Below are 22,199 nucleotides of genomic sequence, written 5' to 3'. Positions count from 1 at the left end.
ACTACCTGACCCTTTATTAACTTTAACTTAGAAAAATGAAATTAGGTCTTTACCGCTCCCTGCTCTTTCTATGTCTATGGATTAGTTCTCTCTCAGTATTTGCACAGCAGCCCACCGCTAACGAAAGCGTGAAACCCTATAATGCTCCCTTCGGATTTGGTGCTAATATGGGAGTCTTTGGGAATGGCTGGAATGACAAAAGCCTCGCTACTATTGTGAGTAAAGCCGGGGGGAATTCCATTCGTCCTACGTTGCCAGAAAGTTTTGTGGAGAGATGGGGATACGCCATCCGCCTGAATGAATTCAAGTATTACGCCATTGACTTAGGAATGAAGGATGTGACCGTTTTCCTGGAAGGTCCTTCAGAAGCCCACCGCGATCTCACTACCTATCCGGGCTGTACCTATTCCTCTAAGTCCTTCAAGAATCTTTATGAGCCCATCTGGAATTCAGATGGTACTGTAAACTCCAATAACTACTACGCCAATTACGTATACAAGCTGGTTCAGACCTACGGACCCTACGTAAAGAACTGGGAAGTAGTGAATGAGCCAGACTTAGGTTCTGCCACCCGGTCTAACTGGCTTACCCGCGCTCCTTTGCCTAATGAGATGTCAAACTTCAGGGCTCCTTTCTTTAACTACCTCCGGATGCTACGCATTACCTGGGAAGTGGTGAAGAAATACAACCCAGATGATTTCGTGACCCCAGGTGGTATTGGATACCCTGAGTTCCTGGATGCCATGTTGCGCTACACCGATAACCCTAATGGCGGTGCGGTGTCTAGCCAGTACCCTCATAAAGGAGGAGCTTATTTTGACATGGTGAGCTACCACGTATATCCCGCTCATAACCTCCGTAAATGGGATAGCAATGTTGGAGGCTTTGTGTACCTGCACAACTCTGACTACGCGGCCGCCCAGGTAATCACCCATAAAAACTGGTTAGAGGCCGTTTTAGTAAAATACGGCTATAACGGATCTACCTACCCCAAGAAGCATTTCATAGTAACGGAGACCAATATTAATCGCCGGACCATTGACTGGCGCTACGGCTCTGATGACATGCAGCGTAATTTCGGTATCAAGGCCATGGTGTTGGCGCAGAAGAACGGAATCAAGCAGATTCAGATTTACGGGGTAGGAGAAGCCATGAATGCTCCGGCCGCCGGAACAAGCATCACAAGCGATTATAAACTGATGGGCCTTTACGAAAACCTTTCCAGAGATGCCTATGGATATGAAAAGCTGGCTCCGGTAGGAAAAGGTTTTAAGACCACCTCTTTGCTCATTAGAGATTATACCTATGACGCAGGCCGTACTGCTGCTCTGAATTTACCTGCCTCGGTAGAAGGCGGGGCATTTGTGAAGAATGGGGAATACGTGTATGTTCTTTGGGCCAAAAACCCTAATGACAAAACCGAGACTTACACCCAGCCTTACTCTTTCCCGGCAGGTTTGAATATTTCCAAAGTAGACCGTTACGAGTGGGATTTTTACGCAACTGGTAAGTTTATCCAGCAAGCCTCTACCGGGCTAACCTTAAATACCACGCCATCTTTCTTCAAGGGCATCTCCGGTACTTCCACAGGGTTGAAGACACAAACCATTACATTCCCAGCTATAGGGTCTAAAGTATTTGGTACGGTTCCTTTTTCCCTGCAGGCAACTGCCTCTTCTGGGCTAACCGTGAGTTTCAAAGTGGTTTCTGGTCCGGCTACCTTAAGCGGTACCACCCTGACTTTAACCGGTACTGGTACGGTAACGGTACAAGCCTTGCAGGGTGGGAATACCTCCTATAGCTCGGCTACCCCAGTAAGCCAGAGCTTCACAGTAACTTCCTCCACTTCAACCCCTATCAACTCTATTTCTATCCCAACCATCAGAATTGAAGCCGAAAAATACTCCAGCATGAGCGGTGTTTATGTAGAAGGTTGCAAAGACACGGGCGGTGGGTATGACGTAGGAAGAATTGACGCCGGAGATTGGATGAAGTACAGCGTGACGGTAAGTACCGCAGGAATTTACAATATGAGTTTTAGGACCGCCGGTACGGGCGCTGGTCAGTTTGAGATTAGAAACAGCAGCGGAACCGTTTTGAAGACTGTTGACGTGGCTCCTACCGGAGGCTGGCAGACCTGGAAAACCACCTCCACCCAGGTTGCTCTGGCAGCAGGAACCCAGACTATCCAAATCTACGTGAAAAAGGCTGGATGGAACTTCAACTGGATTGAACTCGGCGGATCTGGTTCTACTACCCAGGCATCTACTATCTCAGACGGAGGTCTTGCTTCTTTGAACGAGAATGCCTTTACCCAGACCTGGTCAGTGTTTCCTAACCCAACCATTGACAGAGTTCAGGTACGGGTAGGTTCACAAGTAGAAGGAACTGTGCAAATAGATTTGATTGATACGGCCGGAAGAACCATCAAGCAAATGTCTATTACCAAAGGAACTGAGGAAATCACCCAAACTGTATCCCTGGAGAATTTAACCAGCGGTCTGTACTTCATCCGCCTTAGAGGAAACGGGGTAAACGAAATTAAAAAGGTGATCAAGCAGTAATCTTTCGTTTAAAGAAGCGCTTTAAACCTCCTTTGAGTAAAACGCACTTAAAACTATAATACACTAATAGAAAAAGGCCGGAGCTATTGCCCCGGCCTTTTTTGTTGTTTAAAGATGGTTCAATTTAGAGTCCTTATCTATGTATGATATGGTAATGAGCTTTAGCTACTTGTTCTTCTAACAACATCTACAAAATTTTAAAAGAGTGGATGATAGTATCGCTCAACTGGGAGAAGAGTATAGAGAGTAGCTTGGGCTAATTCAATTAAGATGCCTAAATAACCATGTTCTTTCCTTTTTAGATTTTACTTTTATTAAGATTTTTAACCTTAAGAAGATTATAAAGTAAACTAATATTATGGTCTATTGTCTAGTGCCTTATAGATAAATCGAAAATTATAATGACCTTTAATTGAATTGTTTTTAATACGGGCTTAAACTCTGCGAATGACCATGTGATTGGCATTCAAGTTGTAAATTGAATGTTTTTTCATTCAATTAAAATTGAATGAAGATGGGGGATCTACCTCAAATATTAAGCTAAAAGAAATTAAGCTACTTTTCAAAATATACCTTATTTACCTATTTTCATTTTATGCAATGAGTTAACTCCTTATTCTTATAAGAAGTCAACAATAAGCAATTCATAACTTGGTTAAAGACTTGCATATTTCTAAATCAATGTTGGACAGGCTAGAATTAATGTTCGATTCTGCCTATGCATGATTCTGCTTATTATTCTGAAATGAATTCTTACAAATTACTTTTGAGAACGTGTAGGCTGTTCTTTGGCAAACCTGGGCAGCAGAGCAGGTTAGATAGGGAAAGTAAAGCAAAAAGCCTTCAAACTGCTGGTTTGAAGGCTTTTTGGTAATTTGGTTTTAAACTTGTAGCGGGGAGCAGAATCGAACTGCCGACCTCAGGGTTATGAATCCTGCGCTCTAACCATCTGAGCTACCCCGCCGAATTGTGGTGCAAATGTAGGAGAAAGATTTATAACCGCACAAGTTTTTTTGTATAAAAAATTTTCTTTTAATTGAAGAAGCATATCCGCCCCACCTTAAACTACACCCTAACACACTTTTAACTTTATTGTCCTATGAGTAAGATAAAGTTCATTAGAGAGTACTCTCTGAATGCATCGCCTAAGATGCTGTACCCTTACCTGAGCACGGCGTCTGGTTTGTCTCAGTGGTTGTGTGATGCTGCCAAACAGATAGGGGACCGCAAATACAACCTGGTTTGGGATAACCAGGACCATATTGCGGAAATGACGAGCCACCGGATGAACAAGTCTGTGAGATTCACCTTCCCGGGCACAAACAAAGGTACTTCCCATGACTACAGTTACATTGATTTCTCAATTGAATCTGGTGAACTGACGCAGGAACAGTTTTTGCGCGTTGTAGATTACACAGACGTGGGAGACGTGGAGCAACTCACTGAGCTTTGGGATAACCAGGTGTTGACCTTGCGGGAGTTGATAGGAGGATAGCAGGCCTTTCCGCCGCTTTTTGTAAATTGGGCCACTTTTCCTGAAAGCGGGCTCAAAACCCACGGCCTGTGCTGAAGGAAGCGGTAACACTACATGAAAAAATTAGATAAGCTTATTCTTAAGTCCTTTATTGGGCCTTTTGTTCTCACCTTTGCCGTTGTAGAGTTCATTCTGTTGTTGCAGGTAATCCTCAAATACCTGGATGACCTCATCGGGAAGGATTTAGGGGTAGCCGTGATTTCAGAGCTGTTGTTTTACTTCAGCCTTAACCTGGCGCCCATGGCTTTTCCGTTGGCCATTCTGCTCTCGTCCCTTATGACCTTCGGGAATTTGGGCGAGCACCATGAACTAACGGCCATTAAAACTTCGGGCATCTCGCTGGTCCGGACCCTTCGGCCGGTTTTCCTGTTTGCGGTGCTGCTCACCATTGCCGCCTTTTTCTTCCACAACACCATCGTGCCCAAGGCTAACCTTAAGGCTTATAGCCTCATGTGGGACATACGGCAGAAAAAACCCTCCCTTGACCTCAAAGAAGGCTCTTTCTACAATGGGCTGCCTAACCGCAGTATCAGGGTAGGGAAGAAGTTTGAGGATGGTCAGACTCTCAAAGACATCATGATCTATGACCACTCCAATGGGCAAGGGAATGCTGTGGTCATGCTCGCCGATTCAGGCAAAATGTACACCCAGTTCAATGACCAATATCTGGTGCTGGAAATGTTCCATGGCAAAACCTTCGCGGAAGAGCGCCCCAGCAGTTCTACTGGGTTCAGCCAGAGCACGGGCTATCTGCGGCAGGCTTTCACCAAGAACAAGATTGTGGTGAACCTGGCCTCCTTCCAGATGATCAGGAGCAATGCGCAGTGGTTCGCGGATAACAAGATGATGAAGAACATCAATCAGCTTACTCAGGTAACAGACTCACTGCAGAAACAGATTACCAAAGAAACCACCCTGTTGGAGCCCAATGTCAGGCCTTTTTACTCGCACTTCAGCACTGTAAAAGCCACCGATACGCTCAAGATCAAGGTAGACCCCAAAAGACTCTCTCCCAAGATTACGCTGCAGGATGTGCAGACGGCGGCCAACTCGGCCCGTAACGTGAAAAGCTTCACCAGCTCGTACGCCTCCAGGCTCACCACCATCCAGCGGGAGCGCAACAACTACGAGATTGAGATTTACCGCAAATTCACCCAAGCCTTCGCCTGTTTTATCATGTTCCTCATAGGGGCGCCACTGGGGGCCATTATCCGGAAGGGTGGATTAGGCATGCCGGTGATCATTTCCATCGCCTTTTTTATTGTGTATTACGTACTTAGTATTTTGGGGGAGAAGTGGGGACGAGAAGGTGTTTGGCCGGTAATGGTGGGAATGTGGGCCGCAAATCTAATCTTGCTGCCCATCGGGCTCTTTTTCCTCTACCAGGCCCGTAACGACTCTAACCTGTTGGAATTTGATTTCTGGCGCAAGCTAACTGCCAGATTTAGGCCCAACAGCGCGCAGTAAAAGAAATAACCGCTCTTTATTACAATGAAATATTTGAATATAAGGGTTTGTTTACTAACTTTGCGCCTTATAATCTGAACTGCGATAAAAAGAAAAGTACAGTTACACGCAATGAAATTAACTACCGAAGCGAAAAAAGAAATCTTCCAAACCAGCGGTTTTTCAAAGTCAGCCACCGACACCGGTTCTGCTGAATCACAAATCGCCTTGTTTACTGCCAGGATTAATCACCTGACAGAACACCTTAAGTCGAACAAAAAAGACTTCTCCACTCGTTTGGGTCTTTTGAAACTGGTTGGTAAGAGAAGAAGATTACTGAATTACCTCACTAAAACCGACATTACGCGCTACCGCGCTATTATCGCTGAATTAGGCATTCGTAAATAATCCACATAGAAAGATTAGGGAATTCATTAATAAGGATTCCCTAATCTTTTTTATTGCCTCTGCTTTCCCTTCTTGCTCTTAGCGCCCTGGGCTGTCTGCCTGTGGGTGCATTTTACTTTGATTGCATTTATATCAAGACCGATGTCATATAACGCTATAAATAAAACTATCCGCATGGCCAATGGCCGTGACATAACTATTGAGACTGGTAAGCTTGCCAAACAGGCAGACGGTTCTGTTGTGGTAAGATGCGGAAATGCTATGCTGCTGGCAACAGTGGTATCTAATGTTGGTGCCCGGGAAGGAGTTGATTTCCTTCCTTTGTCTGTAGATTACCAGGAGAAATTCGCTTCTTCCGGTAAAATCCCTGGTGGTTTCCTTAAAAGAGAAGCCCGTCTTTCTGATTATGAAGTATTGATCAGCCGTTTGGTAGACCGTATCCTGCGGCCTATGTTCCCAGACGATTATCATTCCGAGACCCAGGTGATCATCAACCTGATCTCTGCTGATTCTGAGGTGTTGCCAGATGCCCTGGCTGCATTGGCCGCTTCTGCCGCTATCTCCGTTTCTGATATTCCATTCAATGGACCTATCTCTGAAGTGCGGGTGGCCCGCATTGACGGTGAATACCAAATTAACCCTTTGCTTTCTGACCTGAAGCGCGCTGATATCGACCTGATTGTAGGTGGATCTGCTGACAGCGTAGCCATGGTGGAAGGTGAGATGAGCGAGGTGTCTGAAGAAGACATGCTGGATGCCATCAGAGTAGCGCATGACGCCATCAAGATTCAGGTGCAGGCTCAGGTAGAATTAGCGCAGGAAGTTGGTAACACCACCAAGCGCGAATACAGCCATGAAACCAATGACGAAGAACTAAAAGAACTGATCTTCAAAGCTGCTTACGACAAAGCGTACGCTGTTGCCGCCGCTGGTAACAACGTGAAAGCCCAACGCAAAGAAGCGTTCAAAGCCATCAAAGAGGAGTTTGTTGCTGGATTACCAGAAGACCATACCTATGACCCTGCTTTGATCAGCAAATATTTTCATGATGCTGAGAAAGAAGCAGTCCGTGACGCCGTATTGAAAGAGCGTCGTCGTCTGGATGGCCGTTCTCTGGAAGAAATTCGTCCTATCTGGTCTGAAGTAAACTACCTGCCATCTGCGCACGGTTCTGCCATCTTCACCCGCGGTGAGACCCAATCTTTGACCACCGTTACCTTAGGTACTAAATTAGATGAGCAGATGATTGATGGAGCCATGTTCTCTGGCTACAACAAATTCATGTTGCACTATAACTTCCCGCCGTTCTCTACCGGTGAGGCCAAACCGATGCGTGGTACTGGCCGTCGTGAGGTGGGTCACGGAAACCTGGCCATGCGTTCCTTGAAAAAGGTATTGCCACCGGAAGACGAAAACCCATACACCATCCGTATCGTGTCTGATATCTTGGAGTCAAACGGTTCTTCTTCTATGGCTACTGTTTGCGCCGGTACTTTAGCGTTGATGGATGCCGGTATCCAGATCTCTGCCCCGGTTTCAGGTATTGCCATGGGCTTGATCATGGACGAGGAGTCTGGCAACTTTGCCGTTCTTTCTGACATCCTGGGTGACGAAGATCACCTGGGTGACATGGACTTCAAAGTGACCGGAACTGCCAAAGGTATCACTGCTTGCCAGATGGACATCAAAGTGAAAGGTCTTTCTTTTGAGATCCTGGGCCAGGCCTTGGCACAAGCCAGAAACGGTCGTCTGCATATCTTGGGCGAGATGAACAAAACCATCGCGCAGCCTAACGCCGACTTCAAACCACATACACCACGTTCTACCAATATTATTATTGACAAAGAATTCATCGGGGCTATCATTGGACCGGGTGGTAAAGTAATCCAGCAGATCCAGCGCGATTCTGGTGCGGTTATCCAGATTGAAGAGAAAAACGACAAAGGCTATGTGAACGTGTTCGCCACGAACCAGGATGCCATGCAGTTGGCAGTCTCTAAAATCAAAGCAATTGTTGCCGTTCCGGAAGTGGGCGACACCTACACCGGTAAAGTGAAATCTATCCAGCCATACGGCGCGTTTGTGGAGTTCATGCCAGGCAAAGACGGTCTGCTGCACATCTCTGAGGTGAAGTGGGAGCGTTTGGAAAGCATGGAAGGTGTGTTGGAATTAGGCGAGGAAATCCAGGTGAAACTGGTTGACATCGATCCTAAGACCGGCAAATTCAAACTTTCTCGCAAAGCCTTGTTGCCCAAACCTGAGCGCCAGGAGTCTGCTCCTAAAAAAGCCTAAGCACTAGCTTCTTACAACCCGGTTCAGCACGTTCAAAAATTGAACATGCAGGGCCGGGTTTTAGGGCTGATTAATTTAAATCGGCTTTAAAATAGGAGAGTTAGCAGGTGTTTTGGATTTAAGAGAACTTTTGGAGCCTAGGGAGGTGTTATCCCAGCAGCCAACCAATACAGAGATTTACACAGATAGAAATACACTCCAATGAGACAGCTGAAAATAAGCAAGCAGATTACCAACCGCGAAAGCCAATCCCTAGACAAGTACCTGCAGGAGATTGGTAAGGTGGACTTGCTCACCCCAGACGAGGAGGTAACGCTTGCGCAGCGCATCAGAGAAGGCGACCAGTTCGCCCTCGAGAAATTAACCAAGGCTAACCTTCGCTTCGTGGTGTCGGTGGCAAAGCAATACCAGAACCAGGGGCTTTCCCTGGGTGACTTGATCAACGAAGGCAACTTAGGCTTGATCAAAGCAGCAAAACGTTTTGATGAAACCCGTGGTTTCAAATTCATCTCCTACGCCGTTTGGTGGATCCGTCAATCTATTCTGCAGGCTTTGGCTGAGCAGTCAAGAATTGTGCGTCTTCCTTTGAACCGTGTTGGTTCTTTGAATAAAATCTCCAAGTCTTTCTCAGAACTGGAGCAGAAGTTTGAGCGTGAGCCGTCTCCGGAAGAAATTGCCGAAGTACTGGAACTGACTACCGCTGAGGTAGTGGATACCTTGAAGATCTCCGGCCGCCACGTGTCTGTGGATGCCCCTTTCGTACAAGGTGAGGAAAACCGCTTATTGGACGTACTGGAAAACGAAGACGAAGAGTCTCCGGACACCGGCCTCATGAACGACTCCCTTCGTAAAGAGGTACAGCGGGCCCTGTCAACCTTGACCAAACGTGAAGCAGACGTAATCACGCTTTACTTCGGGTTGAACGGTGAGCACTCCCTTACCCTGGAAGAGATTGGTGAGAAATTCAACCTGACCCGTGAGCGTGTGCGTCAGATTAAAGAGAAAGCCATCCGTCGTTTACGTCACACATCCCGCAGCAAGGCCCTTAAACCTTACTTGGGATAGTTTAGTGAAAACATCTCCAAAGCCTTGGTTCTCACCGGACCAAGGCTTTTTGCTTTTACAGGCTGCAGAATTCCAACATTGCAGTTTTATGCCTGTTTTGTAAAAAGTACATCTAAACTGACTGGGTTAAACCTTAGGCTAAGCTACCTGTCTAAAGAATGTTTTGACAGGCAAGAATTGTTCTTGCCTACAATTTGTTCTATTCTAAAGGCCCAAATGGCAGATGAAATGTGTTTTAGGCTTGATAATGAAATATTTACGCCGAATCACTTCTTTACTAGCCCCAGAGGGTACCGGCTCATCTGCCGGTGTCTTTAAAATAATTCGTAATATTGCACTCCCAAATTATTACCTGATATGGAAAACCAAAAGGAGCGCGTAAAGTGTCTGATTATAGGTTCCGGCCCGGCCGGATATACCGCCGCTATTTACGCCTCACGGGCCGGTCTTAAACCGGTTATGTACCAGGGCTTGCAACCTGGTGGTCAGTTGACCATTACCAACGACGTAGAAAATTATCCTGGTTACCCAGAGGGCATCAACGGCCCGCAGATGATGGAAGACTTCCGTCAGCAGGCAGCCCGCTTCGGAGCCGATATCCGCTATGGCATCGCTACTTCCGTTGATTTCTCCGGAAAGCCCCACAAAGTGACCATTGACGATCAGAAAGAAATAGAGGCAGACACTGTGATCATCGCCACTGGCGCCTCGGCTAAGTGGCTGGGCCTGGAGTCTGAGTCAAGGCTGAATGGCAGCGGCGTTTCTGCTTGCGCGGTTTGTGACGGGTTCTTTTACCGTGGTCAGGAAGTGGCCATTGTAGGTGCTGGAGATACCGCCTGCGAGGAAGCACATTACCTTTCTAACCTCTGCTCCAAGGTGTACATGATTGTACGTCGCGATGAGATGAAAGCTTCCATCATAATGCAGAACCGGGTGAAACACACGCCTAATATTGAGATCATCTGGAACAGCGTGACCGAGGAAATCCTTGGGGAACATGCGGTAGAGGGTGCTCGCCTTAAAAACACGGTGACCGGTGAGATCACGGAACTGAAGGTGAGCGGCTTCTTTGTGGCCATCGGGCATGAGCCCAACTCTAAAATCTTCCAGCCTTACCTGGAACATGATGAGAGCGGTTACCTTAAGACTATTCCGGGCACGTCCAAGACCAACATTGACGGGGTGTTTGCCTGCGGCGATGTGCAGGACAACGTGTACCGCCAGGCGGTGACCGCCGCCGGAACCGGATGTATGGCCGCCCTGGACGCCGAACGATACCTGGCCTCTTTGGAGGAGTATTAAATAAAGGAGAACAAGCCGCTATGTGTTGCCAAAGCAATAAAATAGGGGCTTGTTCAGTTTTAAAGCCGGACCTGAGAAAGTTCAGCTCTGGTGATTAATAGGATTAAATGTTTATAAGGAAGCTACTTTTACTTCTGCTGCTGACGGGCTTTGTCCTTACCGGACATGTGGCCGAGGCGCAGAGGAAAAGAACCAATAAAGACTTGTTCAGGAGGAAGTCTCCCCGGATCAAACCCGTGAAGCCTGAAACGCAGGTGGAGGTGAAGCAGGAGACCCAGCAGGACAAAGACAAACCCAACCGGTCAGAATTCAATCCGGTTAAGAAACTTTCCATCGTCAGCGAAGACACCAGTTCCCTGAACCTGGGCGAGCAGAGCATTGTGGAGATGTCTGAGCAAATTCAGATGGATGATAGTGCCTGGGTCAAGATTGCGGCCTATTACGCTATCTGGGACACCCATAACCTGAACCCTTACCGCAAAGACGGTCGCCAGATTCAGGACACCATCGCGCTTACCCTTTATGACAAGAAGCACCCGTACAAGATGCCGCTGGTGAAAACCCCGGTGACGTCAGATTTCGGGTTCAGGGGCTACCGCTGGCATTACGGCACTGACCTGGACCTGGATACCGGCGACTCGGTGAAGACGGCTTTTGACGGGGTGGTCCGCATCTCTAAATGGGACGGCGGTGGCTACGGGAATTACCTGGTGGTGCGACACGTCAATGGACTGGAAACAGTGTACGGACACTTGAGCAAACCCATCGCCAAAGTAGGGCAGTACGTGAAAGCAGGCCAGCTGATCGGCTGGGGCGGAAGCACCGGACGCAGCTCGGGACCGCACTTGCATTACGAGGTTCGCTACGAAGGAAACCCCATTGACCCCGAAGAGATGTATGATTTTCCTGAGTACCTCTTGAAAGGCGAGAACTTTAAGGTGACCTCAGCACTCTTCAACTACTACAACCGCGCAAAAAAGAAATCTTCTTACGGGGCAAGCCGGGCCAGAAAAGTGGTGTACCACAAAGTGAGAAGCGGTGAGGTGCTGGGAACCATTGCCCGTAAATACGGGGTAACCGTATCGCAGATTACGCGCCTCAACCACATCAGCAGCAGAACAACCCTTCGGCCGGGCCGTAATCTCCGCATCAAATAAGATACTCCATGAAGCTTGACATACTGGCATTTGCCTCTCACCCAGACGATGCCGAACTAGGTTGCGTTGGAACCCTGCTGGCCCATAAAGCCCAAGGCAAGAAAGTAGGAGTGGTGGACCTTACCCGCGGAGAACTGGGCACCCGTGGAACCCCCGAGATCCGCGCCCAGGAAGCTGCTGATTCGGCCAGAATCCTGGACCTGGATGCCCGGGAGAACCTGGGTTTAGCCGATGGTTTTTTCCGGAACGATGAGGAACACCAGCGCAAAGTGATTCAGGCAGTAAGGAAATACCAGCCCGAGATCGTGCTCATGAATGCTATCCATGACCGCCACCCTGATCACGGACGTGGCAGTCATTTGGTCTCTGAAGCTTGTTTCTATTCTGGTCTACGGCGGATCAAAACGCAGGATGAGAACGGTGAAGAGCAACAGGCCTGGCGCCCCAAAGCCGTCTACCACTACATTCAGGACCGGTTCATCTCGCCTGATCTGGTGGTGGACATTACGCCGTACTGGGAGAAGAAGGTAGAGGCTATCAGGGCTTTTAAAACCCAGTTCTTCACCCAGGACAGCCCCAACAACGACGAACCTGCCACCTACATTTCCTCTCCTGAGTTCCTGCGCTTCATAGAAGCCCGCGCCTTGGAGTTAGGCCATGCCATCGGGACCACCTACGGCGAAGGTTTCACCAGGGAGCGGTTCATAGGAGTAAAGAACCTCTTTGATTTGATTTAAACCAAATAGATAGTAAAACCAAGGAGTCCCTTTTAAGCCTGTTTTCTTAAAAACGGGCTTAAAAGGGGCCCATTGGTTTTACAAGTTTGTTTTCTTGTTTTAACCTGGATTTAAAGTCTTTACCCTTCGCAATACCGCTTGCTCCAAAGGCCTCGTAGAGTTTGGATTACTTGCGAGCGTCTGTGCCAATTGCTTTCCCAATTCGCCAATCAGGAGATTGGCTGTCCACTAGTGCGTAGAGCGCTGCCGCTAACTCTACGCAAAACTCTCGTACATCCTTTTATAACCACAATAACAAAGCCCTGCGTTTAAAGCCTACTTTGAGAAAATAGGCTTTAAACGCAGGGCTTCAGTTTGCAATAACGTAGGCTACTTCAAGCGGTTCTTCCGCCAGTCAGACATGGTTCCGTTGTTTGAGGTTGAGGTTGAAATACCTGAAGTATTCGCTTTTTTGGTTTGTCCTGCGAAAAGGGCGGCCAATACGGCGGCTACTTCAGCTTCGTCCTGGGAAGGAGCCGGTTTCAACACAGATGGGTCTTGGAAATAGCGCTCAATGAACTTGGTGTCAAAGTCTCCGGACCGGAAAGCCTCATGCTCCATCACAAATCTCCCGAAGGGCAACGTGGTTTCAATTCCGGTGATCTGGTATTCATCAATGGCTCTGATCATTTTTTCAATGGCTTCCTGGCGGTCCTTGCCAAAGGTGACCAGCTTGGCGATCATTGGGTCATAGTAGATGGGAATCTCCATACCTTCCTCAAAACCATCGTCCACGCGCACGCCTAAGCCCTGGGGCCGTTTGTAGGTGGTGAGGGTTCCTATGTCTGGGAGGAAGTTGTTGGCCGGATCTTCGGCGTATACGCGTAGTTCCATGGCGTGGCCAGTGATGGTAAGGTCTTCCTGGGAAAAGGGAAGGGGCGCACCCTGGGCAATCTTGATCTGCTCCTTTACCAGGTCCAGTCCGGTTATCTGTTCTGTTACCGGGTGCTCTACCTGTAGACGGGTGTTCATTTCCAGGAAGAAGAAGTTCTTGTGCTCGTCCAGCAGGAACTCTACGGTACCGGCGCCCACATAATCACAGGCTTTGGCCACGTCCACAGCGCAACGGCCCATGGCGGACCGCAGCTCTGGGGTGAGAACCGAGGAAGGTGCTTCCTCAATTACTTTCTGGTGACGGCGCTGGATGGAGCACTCGCGCTCAAACATGTGCACAATATTACCGTGGGTATCACCCAAGACCTGAATCTCAATGTGACGCGGCGACCCGATATATTTCTCTATGAAAACGGCTCCATTTCCGAAGGCTGAGGTGGCTTCGCTAACCGCAAGTTGCATCTGCTGCTCAAAGTCAGAAACGCTTTCTACCACGCGCATGCCTTTTCCGCCCCCTCCGGCACTGGCTTTGATCAAGATTGGAAACCCTATGTTGGTGGCAATTTGCTTCGCTTCCTCAATATCGGTGATGGCATACTCGGTGCCGGGCACCATGGGGATGTTGTAATGGGCCACGGCGGCTTTGGCGGCTAGCTTGCTGCCCATGAGTTCAATAGCCTCGGGAGAGGGCCCGATGAAGGTAATTCCGGCATCCTGGACCTGCTGCGCGAAAGTGGCATTCTCAGAAAGGAAGCCGTAGCCAGGGTGGATGGCGTCTACACCCAGGCGCTTGCAAACGTCTATGATCACATCGGCCCGCAGGTAGGAAGCGCTGGAGGCGGGCGGACCCACGCAGACAGCCTCATCCGCGAAACGCACGTGCAGGGCCTGGCGGTCGGCCTCAGAATAAATGGCCACGGTTTTAATGCCCATCTCGCGGGCTGAGCGCATTACTCTCAAGGCTATTTCTCCGCGGTTGGCTACCAGCAGCTTTTCAATTTTCTTCATGTAGGCAAGTAGAGTTGGGTTCGTTCTTCAAAGAAAGTTCATTCCGGGCAAAGTTAAAAGGCGTTTTTACTCCGGCATTCTGGCACTGACTTTGTAATTGTTTACATTCAATGTAAATTTGCCTACCTTTTAGGTTTATACTTATTGATTTAAGAAGGAAGTTTCACGGCCTTCACATCATTAACCGCCATAACATTATCTAAAGTGGATCTATTTGAAAAGTTATTAGCCAACCGCGGACCGCTTGGCAGCCATTCTCACTATGCGCACGGATATTTTACGTTCCCTAAACTTGAGGGCGAAATCGCGCCGCGCATGACCTTTAGGGGAAAACAGGTGCTTACCTGGAGCTTGAACAACTATCTGGGCCTGGCCAACCACCCAGAAGTACGTAAAGCCGATGCTGACGCCGCCGCTGAGTTTGGAATGGCTTTACCAATGGGTGCCCGCATCATGTCTGGTAACTCCAATAACCACGAGCGTCTAGAAAGCGAGCTGGCCGAGTTTGTACAGAAAGAAGATGCTTTTCTCTTGAACTTCGGGTACCAGGGAGTGGTGTCTATCATTGATGCCCTGGTCGACCGTCACGATGTGATTGTGTATGACGCGGAGTCCCATGCCTGTATTATTGACGGGGTGCGTCTGCACCAGGGCAAGCGCTTTGTGTACCAGCACAACAACATGGAAAGCCTGGAGAAGCAACTGCAGCGTGCCACTCGTTTAACCAACGAGACGGGCGGCGGTATCCTGGTGATCACCGAAGGCGTATTTGGCATGAGCGGCAACCTGGGCAAACTGCGCGAAGTAGTAGCCATGAAAGAGAAATACAGCTTCAGACTGTTTATTGATGATGCCCACGGTTTCGGGACTATGGGTAAAACTGGGGCCGGCACCGGTGAGCACCTGGGTGTGCAGGACGGTATTGATGTTTACTTCTCTACGTTTGCCAAATCAATGGCCAGCATTGGCGCGTTTGTGGCCAGCAATGAGCAGGTAATTGAATATCTCCGCTATAACATGCGTTCCCAGACGTACGCCAAATCCCTACCCATGACCTTGGTAGTGGGTGCCCTGAAGCGCCTGGAGTTGCTGCGCACTAAACCAGAGTTGAAAGACAACCTCTGGACCGTTGTGAATGCATTGCAGTCTGGCCTGCGGGAGAAAGGCTTCAACATTGGTACTACCGAGTCTCCGGTAACGCCTGTGTTGTTGAACGGCCAGATTCCTGACGCTACTGCGCTTACCCTTGATTTACGGGAGAATTACAATATTTTCTGCTCTATTGTGGTGTACCCGGTAGTGCCTAAGGATGTAATTATGCTACGCCTTATCCCAACGGCCGCCCACACCCTGGAAGATGTGGCAGAAACCATTTCTGCTTTCGAAGCCATTTCGGCTAAGCTTGACAAAGGGCTTTACACAAAAACCTCAGTTCCTGCCTAGAAAGGGACTTTTTAAGAATTTAATACAAACGCTTATTTTTTTGCACCTTATTTTAAAATTCCTATATTAGAGCCATTAAACAACATGTTAAACCATTTAAACAAGCTCTAATGAACAATTTTTCCAAACTTAAGGATCTGGTTCTTTCCCTGGAAGCCGACTTCGAGAAATTCTACGACAAGAAGAACTCAGCTGCCGGTACCCGTGTAAGAAAAGGCATGCAAGATCTGAAAAACATGGCCCAAGACATCCGTAAGGAAGTTCAGGACATGAAAAACAGCGAAGGCGCTGCAAAATAATAAGTTGCTCTGTTATAAGATATTATAAAAAAAGGTGGGTCCAAAAGCCCACCTTTTTTTACGCCCTTGCCTAAAAAGGAAATCTCCTATTTCAGGGCCGTTTTCAAGAGAACAGGCCAGAAATAGGAGATAAATAATAACACGGCTTTTTAGGCCAACTTAGGTCATTACACTGCTTTCACCAGGTAGTAATTCTTCTTTCCTTTCTGCACTACCAGGTATTTTCCTTGCAGCAGATCCTGGCTCAGTGCCTCGTCTGGTTTGCCCACTTTCTGGCGATTGATGCTAACGCCGCCGTTCTGGATCATTTTTTTTGCCTCACCTTTTGACTCAAAAATCTGGTTCTGGGTCAGCTCTGAAAGAAAGTCCACAGAGAGGGTTTCCGCGGTTAAAGAATCTTTGGCTACCTCAATCTGGGGCACGCCTTCAAACACGGCCAGCAGGGTAGACTCCGGTAAACCGCGAAGGGTTTCCAGATCGCCTTTCCCGAACAGGATCTGTGAGGCCTCCACTGCGGCCTCGTATTCCTCAGCGGAGTGCACGGTGGTAGTCACTTCTTTGGCCAGGGCTTTCTGCAGCACACGCAGGTGCGGCGCCTGCTGATGCTCGGCTACCAGGGCTGAAATGTCTTCCTGCGTCAATAAGGTAAAGCGCTTTACCAGTTTCTCGGCTTCTTCATCGGCTACGTTGAGCCAGAACTGGTAGAACTTGTAAGGCGAGGTCATGTTAGGGTCCAGCCATACGTTGCCGCTCTCAGACTTCCCGAACTTGCTGCCATCGGCTTTGGTCACCAGGGGAGTAGTGAGGGCAAAGGCTTTGCCGCCTTCCATGCGCCGGATGAGCTCGGTACCAGAGGTGATGTTCCCCCATTGGTCAGAGCCGCCCATCTGCAGGCGCACGTTCTTATGCTTGTAGAGGTGATAGTAATCGTAGCCCTGCAATAACTGGTAAGAGAACTCGGTGAAGGAGAGACCCTCGGCGCCGTTCTCGCCTTCCTGAGCGGTAATGCGCTTCTGCACAGATTCCTTCTTCATCATGTAGTTCACCGTAAGGTGCTTGCCCACGTTGCGCAGGAAGTCCAGGAATGAGAACTCCTTGAACCAGTCATAGTTGTTCACGATCTCGGCGGCATTGGCTACGCCGTCAAACTGCAGGAACTTCTCCAGTTGTTTTCTGATGCCTTCCTGGTTTGCGCGCAGAACCTCTTCTGAGAGTAGGTTACGCTCCGCGTTCTTTCCAGATGGGTCCCCGATCATGCCGGTGGCGCCGCCTACCAGGGCTATTGGTTTGTGGCCCGCCCGCTGCAAGTGTACCAACAGCATAATGGTGGCCAGGTTGCCTATGTGGAGCGAGGAGGCGGTAGGGTCAAAGCCTATGTAGCCAGTGGTCATGCCTGCGTTCAGTTGTTCTTCAGTACCGGGCATGGTGTCCTGCAACATGCCGCGCCAACGCAGTTCTTCAATTAAATTCATGTGCTTCTAGTTTGCTTGCGCCAAAGATAAGAATCTTTTAAAAGGAGGGGGTAGTTGCCTGTTGTTCCTAATTAGTTTTTAGAGGAAGGTGCCAGAGGAAAAGGATGATCCTTTCCCCAGGCAGGCAATTTGCCTGAATCTACGATTTGAGGCTGTCTTAATAGAAAGTGCCCGAAAACCTAAAATCCCGGGCGCTTGAACAAGGCACACTTATCACGAACAACTAACAACTAAAAACTAAAAATGGGTAACTTTGGGATTCCGTTACTTTCCACTTCCCAGAGACCCACTATCCATGGCGCTTACCGCAGACGATATCCTGAAGCAACTGAAGAACCGTGAGTTCGCCCCTGTGTATTTCCTGCAGGGCGATGAACCGTACTACATTGACCTTATCTCTGACTACATTGAGCAGCACGCCCTGAATGACATGGAGAAAGGCTTCAACCAGGTGGTGATGTACGGCAAGGACACAGATGTGCCCACCGTGCTGCTGCAGGCCAAGCGTTTTCCCATGATGTCTGACCGGCAGGTGGTGATTGTGAAGGAGGCGCAGAACCTGCCTAACCTGGAAGCTGATCCCGAGAAGGACCCCGCTGCTAAACAACTGGAGGCCTACCTCACCAACCCGTTGCCCTCTACCATCTTGGTATTCTGCCACAAGCATAAAACTGTGGATGGCCGCAAACGGCTGGGCAAACTGCTGGGCAAGCAGGCGGTGTTCCTCACCACCAAGAAACTCTACGACAACCAGGTGCCCGGCTGGATAAACCAGTTCATCAAGAGCAAGAACCTCATGGCTTCGCCGCAGGCGGTCATGATGCTGGGCGAGTTCATCGGCTCGGATCTTTCCCGTTTAGCGAACGAAATTGAGAAATTGTCCATTAACCTCAAGCCCGGCCAGACCATTGATGAGAAGCTGGTGCAGGAGAACATCGGCATAAGTAAAGAATATAACATTTTTGAACTGCAGAATGCCTTGGTACGCCAGGATGTGCTCAAAGCCAACCGTATTCTCAATTACTTTGAATCAAACCCCAAGGATAATCCGCTCATCCCAAACCTGGTGCTGCTTTTTTCCTTTTTCTCCAAAATGATGACCCTGCACCTACTGCCGCAGATCACGGAACAGACCGTAGCCAAAGAGTTGGGTAACCGCGGCTTCCTTGCCAAAGAGTACCTGCAGGCCCTCAGGGTGTACCCATACCGCCGCGTGCTGCAGATCATTCAGTTCATCCACGTAGCGGATTTGCAGAGCAAAGGCATTGAGGGTGGCTCAATGTCAGACGCAGCTATCCTCAGGGAGTTGGTGTTTAAGATGCTGCACCCGGTGCCGGTTTACAGCTAGAATCCGTTTAGGGGCCGTTTTCCGGAAATCGGTGTAGAAACAGGAATTTTTGTAGGCGGCCTACATGCTAAAACTGCTATATTTAACGTTCGCAGCTAGAGACGGTTTGTTCAAATAAGCTGGTTTCTTTCGTTGCATTTTTCCTAATTTTGAAGGACAGGCCCGCCGGAACAGAGCAGATTCTGTTCACCGTCAGGCATCGGCCTTAAGCCTAATTGACTATGAAACTACCTCACAAGTTAGCCCTGGCTACCGCCTTGCTGGGAGGGACTCAGGTTGCCCACGCACAGCAATCCCTGACCTTCCGCTCAGAAGAGCGATTTTTCCAGGAAGGGTTAGAATTGTTTGACCGCGAGAAGTTCGGGGCAGCCCAGCAGGCCTTCGCCCAGTACATCCGCCTCATCCATGACCCGCTGAGAACCGCCGATGCCCAGTATTATTACGCCGTGAGCGGCCTGCACCTGTTCCACCCCGATGCGGAGCAGCTGGTGTTGCAGTTCGCCTCGCGGTACCCGGCGCACCCTAAGGCGGCCACGGCTTTCTTTGAATTAGGCACCACCTTCTTTGACAACAAGAACTACGACAAAGCCATTGAGTACCTGGAGAAGGCCCCGGCCGATCGCCTGGACGATGCCCAACTGAAAGAATCTGACTTCAAGCTGGGGTATGCCTATTACTCCAAGAAGAACTATGCCAAGGCTAAGGAGCTGTTTGACCGCAATAAGAAAGGCAACCACAAGTATACCTATGCCTCCAGCTACTACGCCGGCTACCTGGCGTACCGCGAGGGAGACTACATTGGAGCTAAACTGGACCTGCAGGTAGCGGAGAAAGATGAGACGTACCGCCCCGTGGTGCCTTACATGCTCACCGAGGTGCTCTACAAAGAGAAGAACTTCCAGGAGGTGATCAGCTACGGGGAGAAGTCCTTGCAAATGACCCCGCCGGTGCAGAACCCCAAAGAGATAGAGGTCCTCATTGGAGATGCTTATTTCCAGCGTAATGACTTCAAGAACGCCTCCAAGTACTTCAAGAGCTACGCCCAGGGCAAGAAGTCCCTTGACAAGACGGTGCAATACAAAATGGGTATCACCGACTACAAGAACAATGACTTCAAAAGCGCAATACAGAACCTAAAGGCGGTGGCTTTCCAATCAGATTCCCTGGGGCAGAACGCCTCTTATCACCTGGGTCTGAGTTACCTCAAAGACAACAACAAGCAATTTGCTTTGGGCGCCTTTGACCAGGCCCGAAAACTCAACATTGACAAAAATGTGAAGGAGGGGGCTACCGTTAAATACGCGCAGCTCAACTATGAACTGGGGAATAACTCAGAGGTCATCAACTCTCTTGCCTCGTTCACCAAAGACTATCCAGACTCAAGGTTTAGTGGCGAGGTAGACGATATCCTCAGCGAGGCTTACCTTAACTCCAGCAATTACCTGGAGGCCATCCAGCACATTGAGAAACTGCCCAAGCGCAGCCACCGCATCAACGAGACCTACCAACGGGTAACCTATTACCAGGCCGTAAAACTTTATAACGACCAGTTGTTTCAGCAGGCCGTGGCCATGCTGGACAAGTCACTGGGATTCCCTTACAACAAGGAGATTGAGGCCGGCAGTAACTTCCTGAAAGGAGAGGCCTATTCCATTGGGCAACGCTGGCCCCAGGCCATCAGCAGCTACAGCGCCGTATTCCAGACCGTGAACTCGGGTCGCACTGAGTTTTACGTGAAGTCCCGCTACGGTATTGGATACGCTTACTACAACGAGAAGCAGTACGACAAAGCCCTGGTGCACTTCAAGGCTTACTTGAACGACAACACCATCAAAGCCGGCAACCCTAACTACGCCGATGCCATGATCCGGCTGGCGGATTGCTACTATGTGACCAAGGACTACAACCAGGCTTTGAGTTACTATGACCAAGCCATGGCTGCCCGCACCCCAGACGCAGACTACGTGTACTTCCAGAAGGCAGTAGTCTATAACCTCACAGGTCGGAGAGACCAGGCCATCCAGAGCTTACAGGCTTTGCTCAAGTCCTATCCAAAGTCCCGCTACGCCGATGACGCCGTGTACCAGAAGGGGATTATTGATTTTGAGAGCTCGAACTACGCCCCGGCCATTGCTTCTTTCACCACTTTGGTGGACAGTTACTCCTCCAGTACCTTGGTGCCAAACGCCTTGCAGAAGCGCGGGGTAGCCTACCTCAACCTGAAGCGCCAGAACGAGGCCATTGCCGATTTCAAACGGGTGATTGACCAATACCCAACCCATGAGGTAGCCAACAGTGCCTTGTACAGTCTGCAGGAAGCACTGGGCGCCACGAACGAAACCGAGCAACTGGATACTTACCTGGCCAAGTTTAAGTCGGCGAACCCAGAAAGTGATGCCTTGGAAAGCGTTGAATTTGAAGCAGCTAAGTCGCTTTACTTTAATGAAAAGTACAAGCAGGCGATTCCTAAGTTCGAAGGCTTCTTGAAGAGCTATCCGGCCAGTGCCTCAGTACCCAACGCCCGTTATTTCCTGGGTGATTCTTACCTGCGGAGCGGTGACACGGCTAGTGCCCTGCGCAGCCTCAAAGAAGTCGCCCTTGAAGGAAAGTCAGAGTACCTGAGCAAAGCCGTACAACGCGTAGCTGATATGGAGTTTGAGAACGGCAACTACACGGAGGCCGCCAATTTCTACTCCAGATTACGTGACCTGGCTGCCAACAAAAAGGAGCAGGCCAGTGCTTTGTTAGGATTGATGAAGAGTTTCTACTTCACCAGTGACTACAACAACACCATTCTCATTGCCGATGACCTGATTGCCCGGGGCAACGCCACTCTTAACGCCTATAACTCAGCCTTGCTGTACAGAGGAAAGGCTAGCTATGCCTTGGGTCGTCTGGAGCAGGCGGAAAAAGAATTCGCTACCGCAGCCACTTCGGCCACCGACATTAACGGGGCCGAGGCGCACTACCTGCTCAGCGAGATCTACTTCAAACAGAAGAAACTCAAAGAAGCCTTAGACCACGCCTTTGACTTCAGCAAGACCTTCGGTGATTATGAACTTTGGCTGGGAAAATCCTTCCTGCTCATTGCCGATGTGTACGTGGCGCAGAACGAGGCCTTCCAGGCCAAAGCCACTCTGAATTCAATTATCGAGAACTCACCGCTGGAGGAAATCAAAACCGAGGCGAAAGCGAAGCTGGCTGCATTGGAAAATAGTGTTACCCCGTCAACCAGCACCCCTAAAGAATAA

General features: G+C 49.2%; 15 protein-coding genes and 1 tRNA gene. 13 read left to right on the top strand and 3 right to left on the bottom strand.

The annotated features are described in order from the left end of the window. The first annotated feature begins 128 nt into the window (after positions 1 to 128). On the top strand, positions 129 to 2,564 hold the full coding sequence (locus J3P34_RS22380; protein WP_210488995.1) for a carbohydrate-binding protein: 2,436 nt from the start codon (positions 129 to 131) through the stop codon (positions 2,562 to 2,564). A gap of 890 nt (positions 2,565 to 3,454) precedes the next feature. On the opposite strand, the gene J3P34_RS12390 is transcribed toward J3P34_RS22380, so the two are convergent. Then, positions 3,455 to 3,528, bottom strand: a tRNA-Met gene (locus J3P34_RS12390). 135 nt (positions 3,529 to 3,663) lie between these two features. On the opposite strand from J3P34_RS12390, the gene J3P34_RS12385 reads away from it, so the two are divergent. The 8 genes from J3P34_RS12385 (at position 3,664) to bshB1 (ending at position 12,505) form a co-directional block, all read left to right on the top strand. Further along, complete coding sequence (locus tag J3P34_RS12385) at positions 3,664 to 4,059, top strand: START-like domain-containing protein (RefSeq protein ID WP_210464977.1); 396 nt, start codon at positions 3,664 to 3,666, stop codon at positions 4,057 to 4,059. A 93-nt stretch (positions 4,060 to 4,152) separates the two neighbouring features. Beyond that, on the top strand, positions 4,153 to 5,565 hold the full coding sequence (locus J3P34_RS12380) for an LptF/LptG family permease (protein ID WP_210488994.1): 1,413 nt from the start codon (positions 4,153 to 4,155) through the stop codon (positions 5,563 to 5,565). Positions 5,566 to 5,676: 111 nt separating this feature from the next. Further along, positions 5,677 to 5,952 (top strand): 30S ribosomal protein S15, encoded by a 276-nt coding sequence (gene rpsO, locus J3P34_RS12375; RefSeq protein ID WP_062545232.1) that lies wholly within the window; start codon positions 5,677 to 5,679, stop codon positions 5,950 to 5,952. Positions 5,953 to 6,093: 141 nt separating this feature from the next. Next, a complete protein-coding gene (gene pnp / locus J3P34_RS12370) occupies positions 6,094 to 8,244 on the top strand; it encodes a polyribonucleotide nucleotidyltransferase (RefSeq protein ID WP_210488993.1) in 2,151 nt (716 codons plus the stop codon). Positions 8,245 to 8,445: 201 nt separating this feature from the next. Beyond that, complete coding sequence (locus tag J3P34_RS12365) at positions 8,446 to 9,309, top strand: sigma-70 family RNA polymerase sigma factor (protein WP_048920485.1); 864 nt, start codon at positions 8,446 to 8,448, stop codon at positions 9,307 to 9,309. 357 nt (positions 9,310 to 9,666) lie between these two features. Then, entirely contained in the window at positions 9,667 to 10,611 is a 945-nt protein-coding gene (gene trxB, locus J3P34_RS12360) for a thioredoxin-disulfide reductase (RefSeq protein ID WP_210464974.1), read from the top strand. Positions 10,612 to 10,847: 236 nt separating this feature from the next. Next, a complete protein-coding gene (locus J3P34_RS12355) occupies positions 10,848 to 11,768 on the top strand; it encodes a peptidoglycan DD-metalloendopeptidase family protein (RefSeq protein ID WP_345890361.1) in 921 nt (306 codons plus the stop codon). Positions 11,769 to 11,776: 8 nt separating this feature from the next. Then, a complete protein-coding gene (gene bshB1 / locus J3P34_RS12350) occupies positions 11,777 to 12,505 on the top strand; it encodes a bacillithiol biosynthesis deacetylase BshB1 (RefSeq protein WP_210488992.1) in 729 nt (242 codons plus the stop codon). Positions 12,506 to 12,874: 369 nt separating this feature from the next. Here bshB1 and accC read toward each other — a convergent pair whose 3' ends face one another. After that, positions 12,875 to 14,386, bottom strand: coding sequence for an acetyl-CoA carboxylase biotin carboxylase subunit (gene accC / locus J3P34_RS12345; RefSeq protein WP_210488991.1), 1,512 nt, complete (start codon positions 14,384 to 14,386; stop codon positions 12,875 to 12,877). Positions 14,387 to 14,590: 204 nt separating this feature from the next. Between accC and J3P34_RS12340 the strand changes: the two genes are divergently transcribed. Continuing rightward, positions 14,591 to 15,829: an aminotransferase class I/II-fold pyridoxal phosphate-dependent enzyme gene (locus tag J3P34_RS12340; RefSeq protein WP_210488990.1), complete on the top strand. Its 1,239-nt coding sequence runs from the start codon at positions 14,591 to 14,593 to the stop codon at positions 15,827 to 15,829. Positions 15,830 to 15,939: 110 nt separating this feature from the next. Next, positions 15,940 to 16,128: a histone H1 gene (locus J3P34_RS12335; RefSeq protein WP_210464970.1), complete on the top strand. Its 189-nt coding sequence runs from the start codon at positions 15,940 to 15,942 to the stop codon at positions 16,126 to 16,128. Between the two features lie 167 nt (positions 16,129 to 16,295). Here the strand turns inward: J3P34_RS12335 and tyrS are convergent, their stop codons facing one another. Further along, positions 16,296 to 17,600 (bottom strand): tyrosine--tRNA ligase, encoded by a 1,305-nt coding sequence (gene tyrS / locus J3P34_RS12330; protein WP_210488989.1) that lies wholly within the window; start codon positions 17,598 to 17,600, stop codon positions 16,296 to 16,298. Positions 17,601 to 17,895: 295 nt separating this feature from the next. Between tyrS and holA the strand changes: the two genes are divergently transcribed. Together holA and J3P34_RS12320 are read left to right on the top strand one after the other, a co-directional pair. Then, complete coding sequence (gene holA / locus J3P34_RS12325) at positions 17,896 to 18,948, top strand: DNA polymerase III subunit delta (RefSeq protein ID WP_210488988.1); 1,053 nt, start codon at positions 17,896 to 17,898, stop codon at positions 18,946 to 18,948. 221 nt (positions 18,949 to 19,169) lie between these two features. Beyond that, positions 19,170 to 22,199 carry a tetratricopeptide repeat protein gene (locus J3P34_RS12320; protein ID WP_210488986.1) on the top strand — a complete coding sequence of 1,010 codons (3,030 nt, stop codon included), beginning with the start codon at positions 19,170 to 19,172 and terminating at the stop codon, positions 22,197 to 22,199.

It is taken from the genome of Rufibacter aurantiacus, assembly GCF_017916345.1.
In the GTDB taxonomy this organism is placed as follows: domain Bacteria; phylum Bacteroidota; class Bacteroidia; order Cytophagales; family Hymenobacteraceae; genus Nibribacter; species Nibribacter roseolus.
The sequence above is the reverse complement of the archived record's forward strand: the minus strand, read 5'-3'. Positions and strand labels throughout refer to the sequence as shown.

Coding starts and splice junctions, on each gene's coding strand:
- J3P34_RS12385 (WP_210464977.1), top strand. CDS start 3,664: ATGAGTAAGATAAAGTTCATTAGAGAGTACTCTCTGAATGCATCGCCT.
- J3P34_RS12380 (WP_210488994.1), top strand. CDS start 4,153: ATGAAAAAATTAGATAAGCTTATTCTTAAGTCCTTTATTGGGCCTTTT.
- rpsO (WP_062545232.1), top strand. CDS start 5,677: ATGAAATTAACTACCGAAGCGAAAAAAGAAATCTTCCAAACCAGCGGT.
- pnp (WP_210488993.1), top strand. CDS start 6,094: ATGTCATATAACGCTATAAATAAAACTATCCGCATGGCCAATGGCCGT.
- J3P34_RS12365 (WP_048920485.1), top strand. CDS start 8,446: ATGAGACAGCTGAAAATAAGCAAGCAGATTACCAACCGCGAAAGCCAA.
- trxB (WP_210464974.1), top strand. CDS start 9,667: ATGGAAAACCAAAAGGAGCGCGTAAAGTGTCTGATTATAGGTTCCGGC.
- bshB1 (WP_210488992.1), top strand. CDS start 11,777: ATGAAGCTTGACATACTGGCATTTGCCTCTCACCCAGACGATGCCGAA.
- accC (WP_210488991.1), bottom strand. CDS start 14,386: ATGAAGAAAATTGAAAAGCTGCTGGTAGCCAACCGCGGAGAAATAGCC.
- J3P34_RS12335 (WP_210464970.1), top strand. CDS start 15,940: ATGAACAATTTTTCCAAACTTAAGGATCTGGTTCTTTCCCTGGAAGCC.
- tyrS (WP_210488989.1), bottom strand. CDS start 17,600: ATGAATTTAATTGAAGAACTGCGTTGGCGCGGCATGTTGCAGGACACC.
- holA (WP_210488988.1), top strand. CDS start 17,896: ATGGCGCTTACCGCAGACGATATCCTGAAGCAACTGAAGAACCGTGAG.
- J3P34_RS12320 (WP_210488986.1), top strand. CDS start 19,170: ATGAAACTACCTCACAAGTTAGCCCTGGCTACCGCCTTGCTGGGAGGG.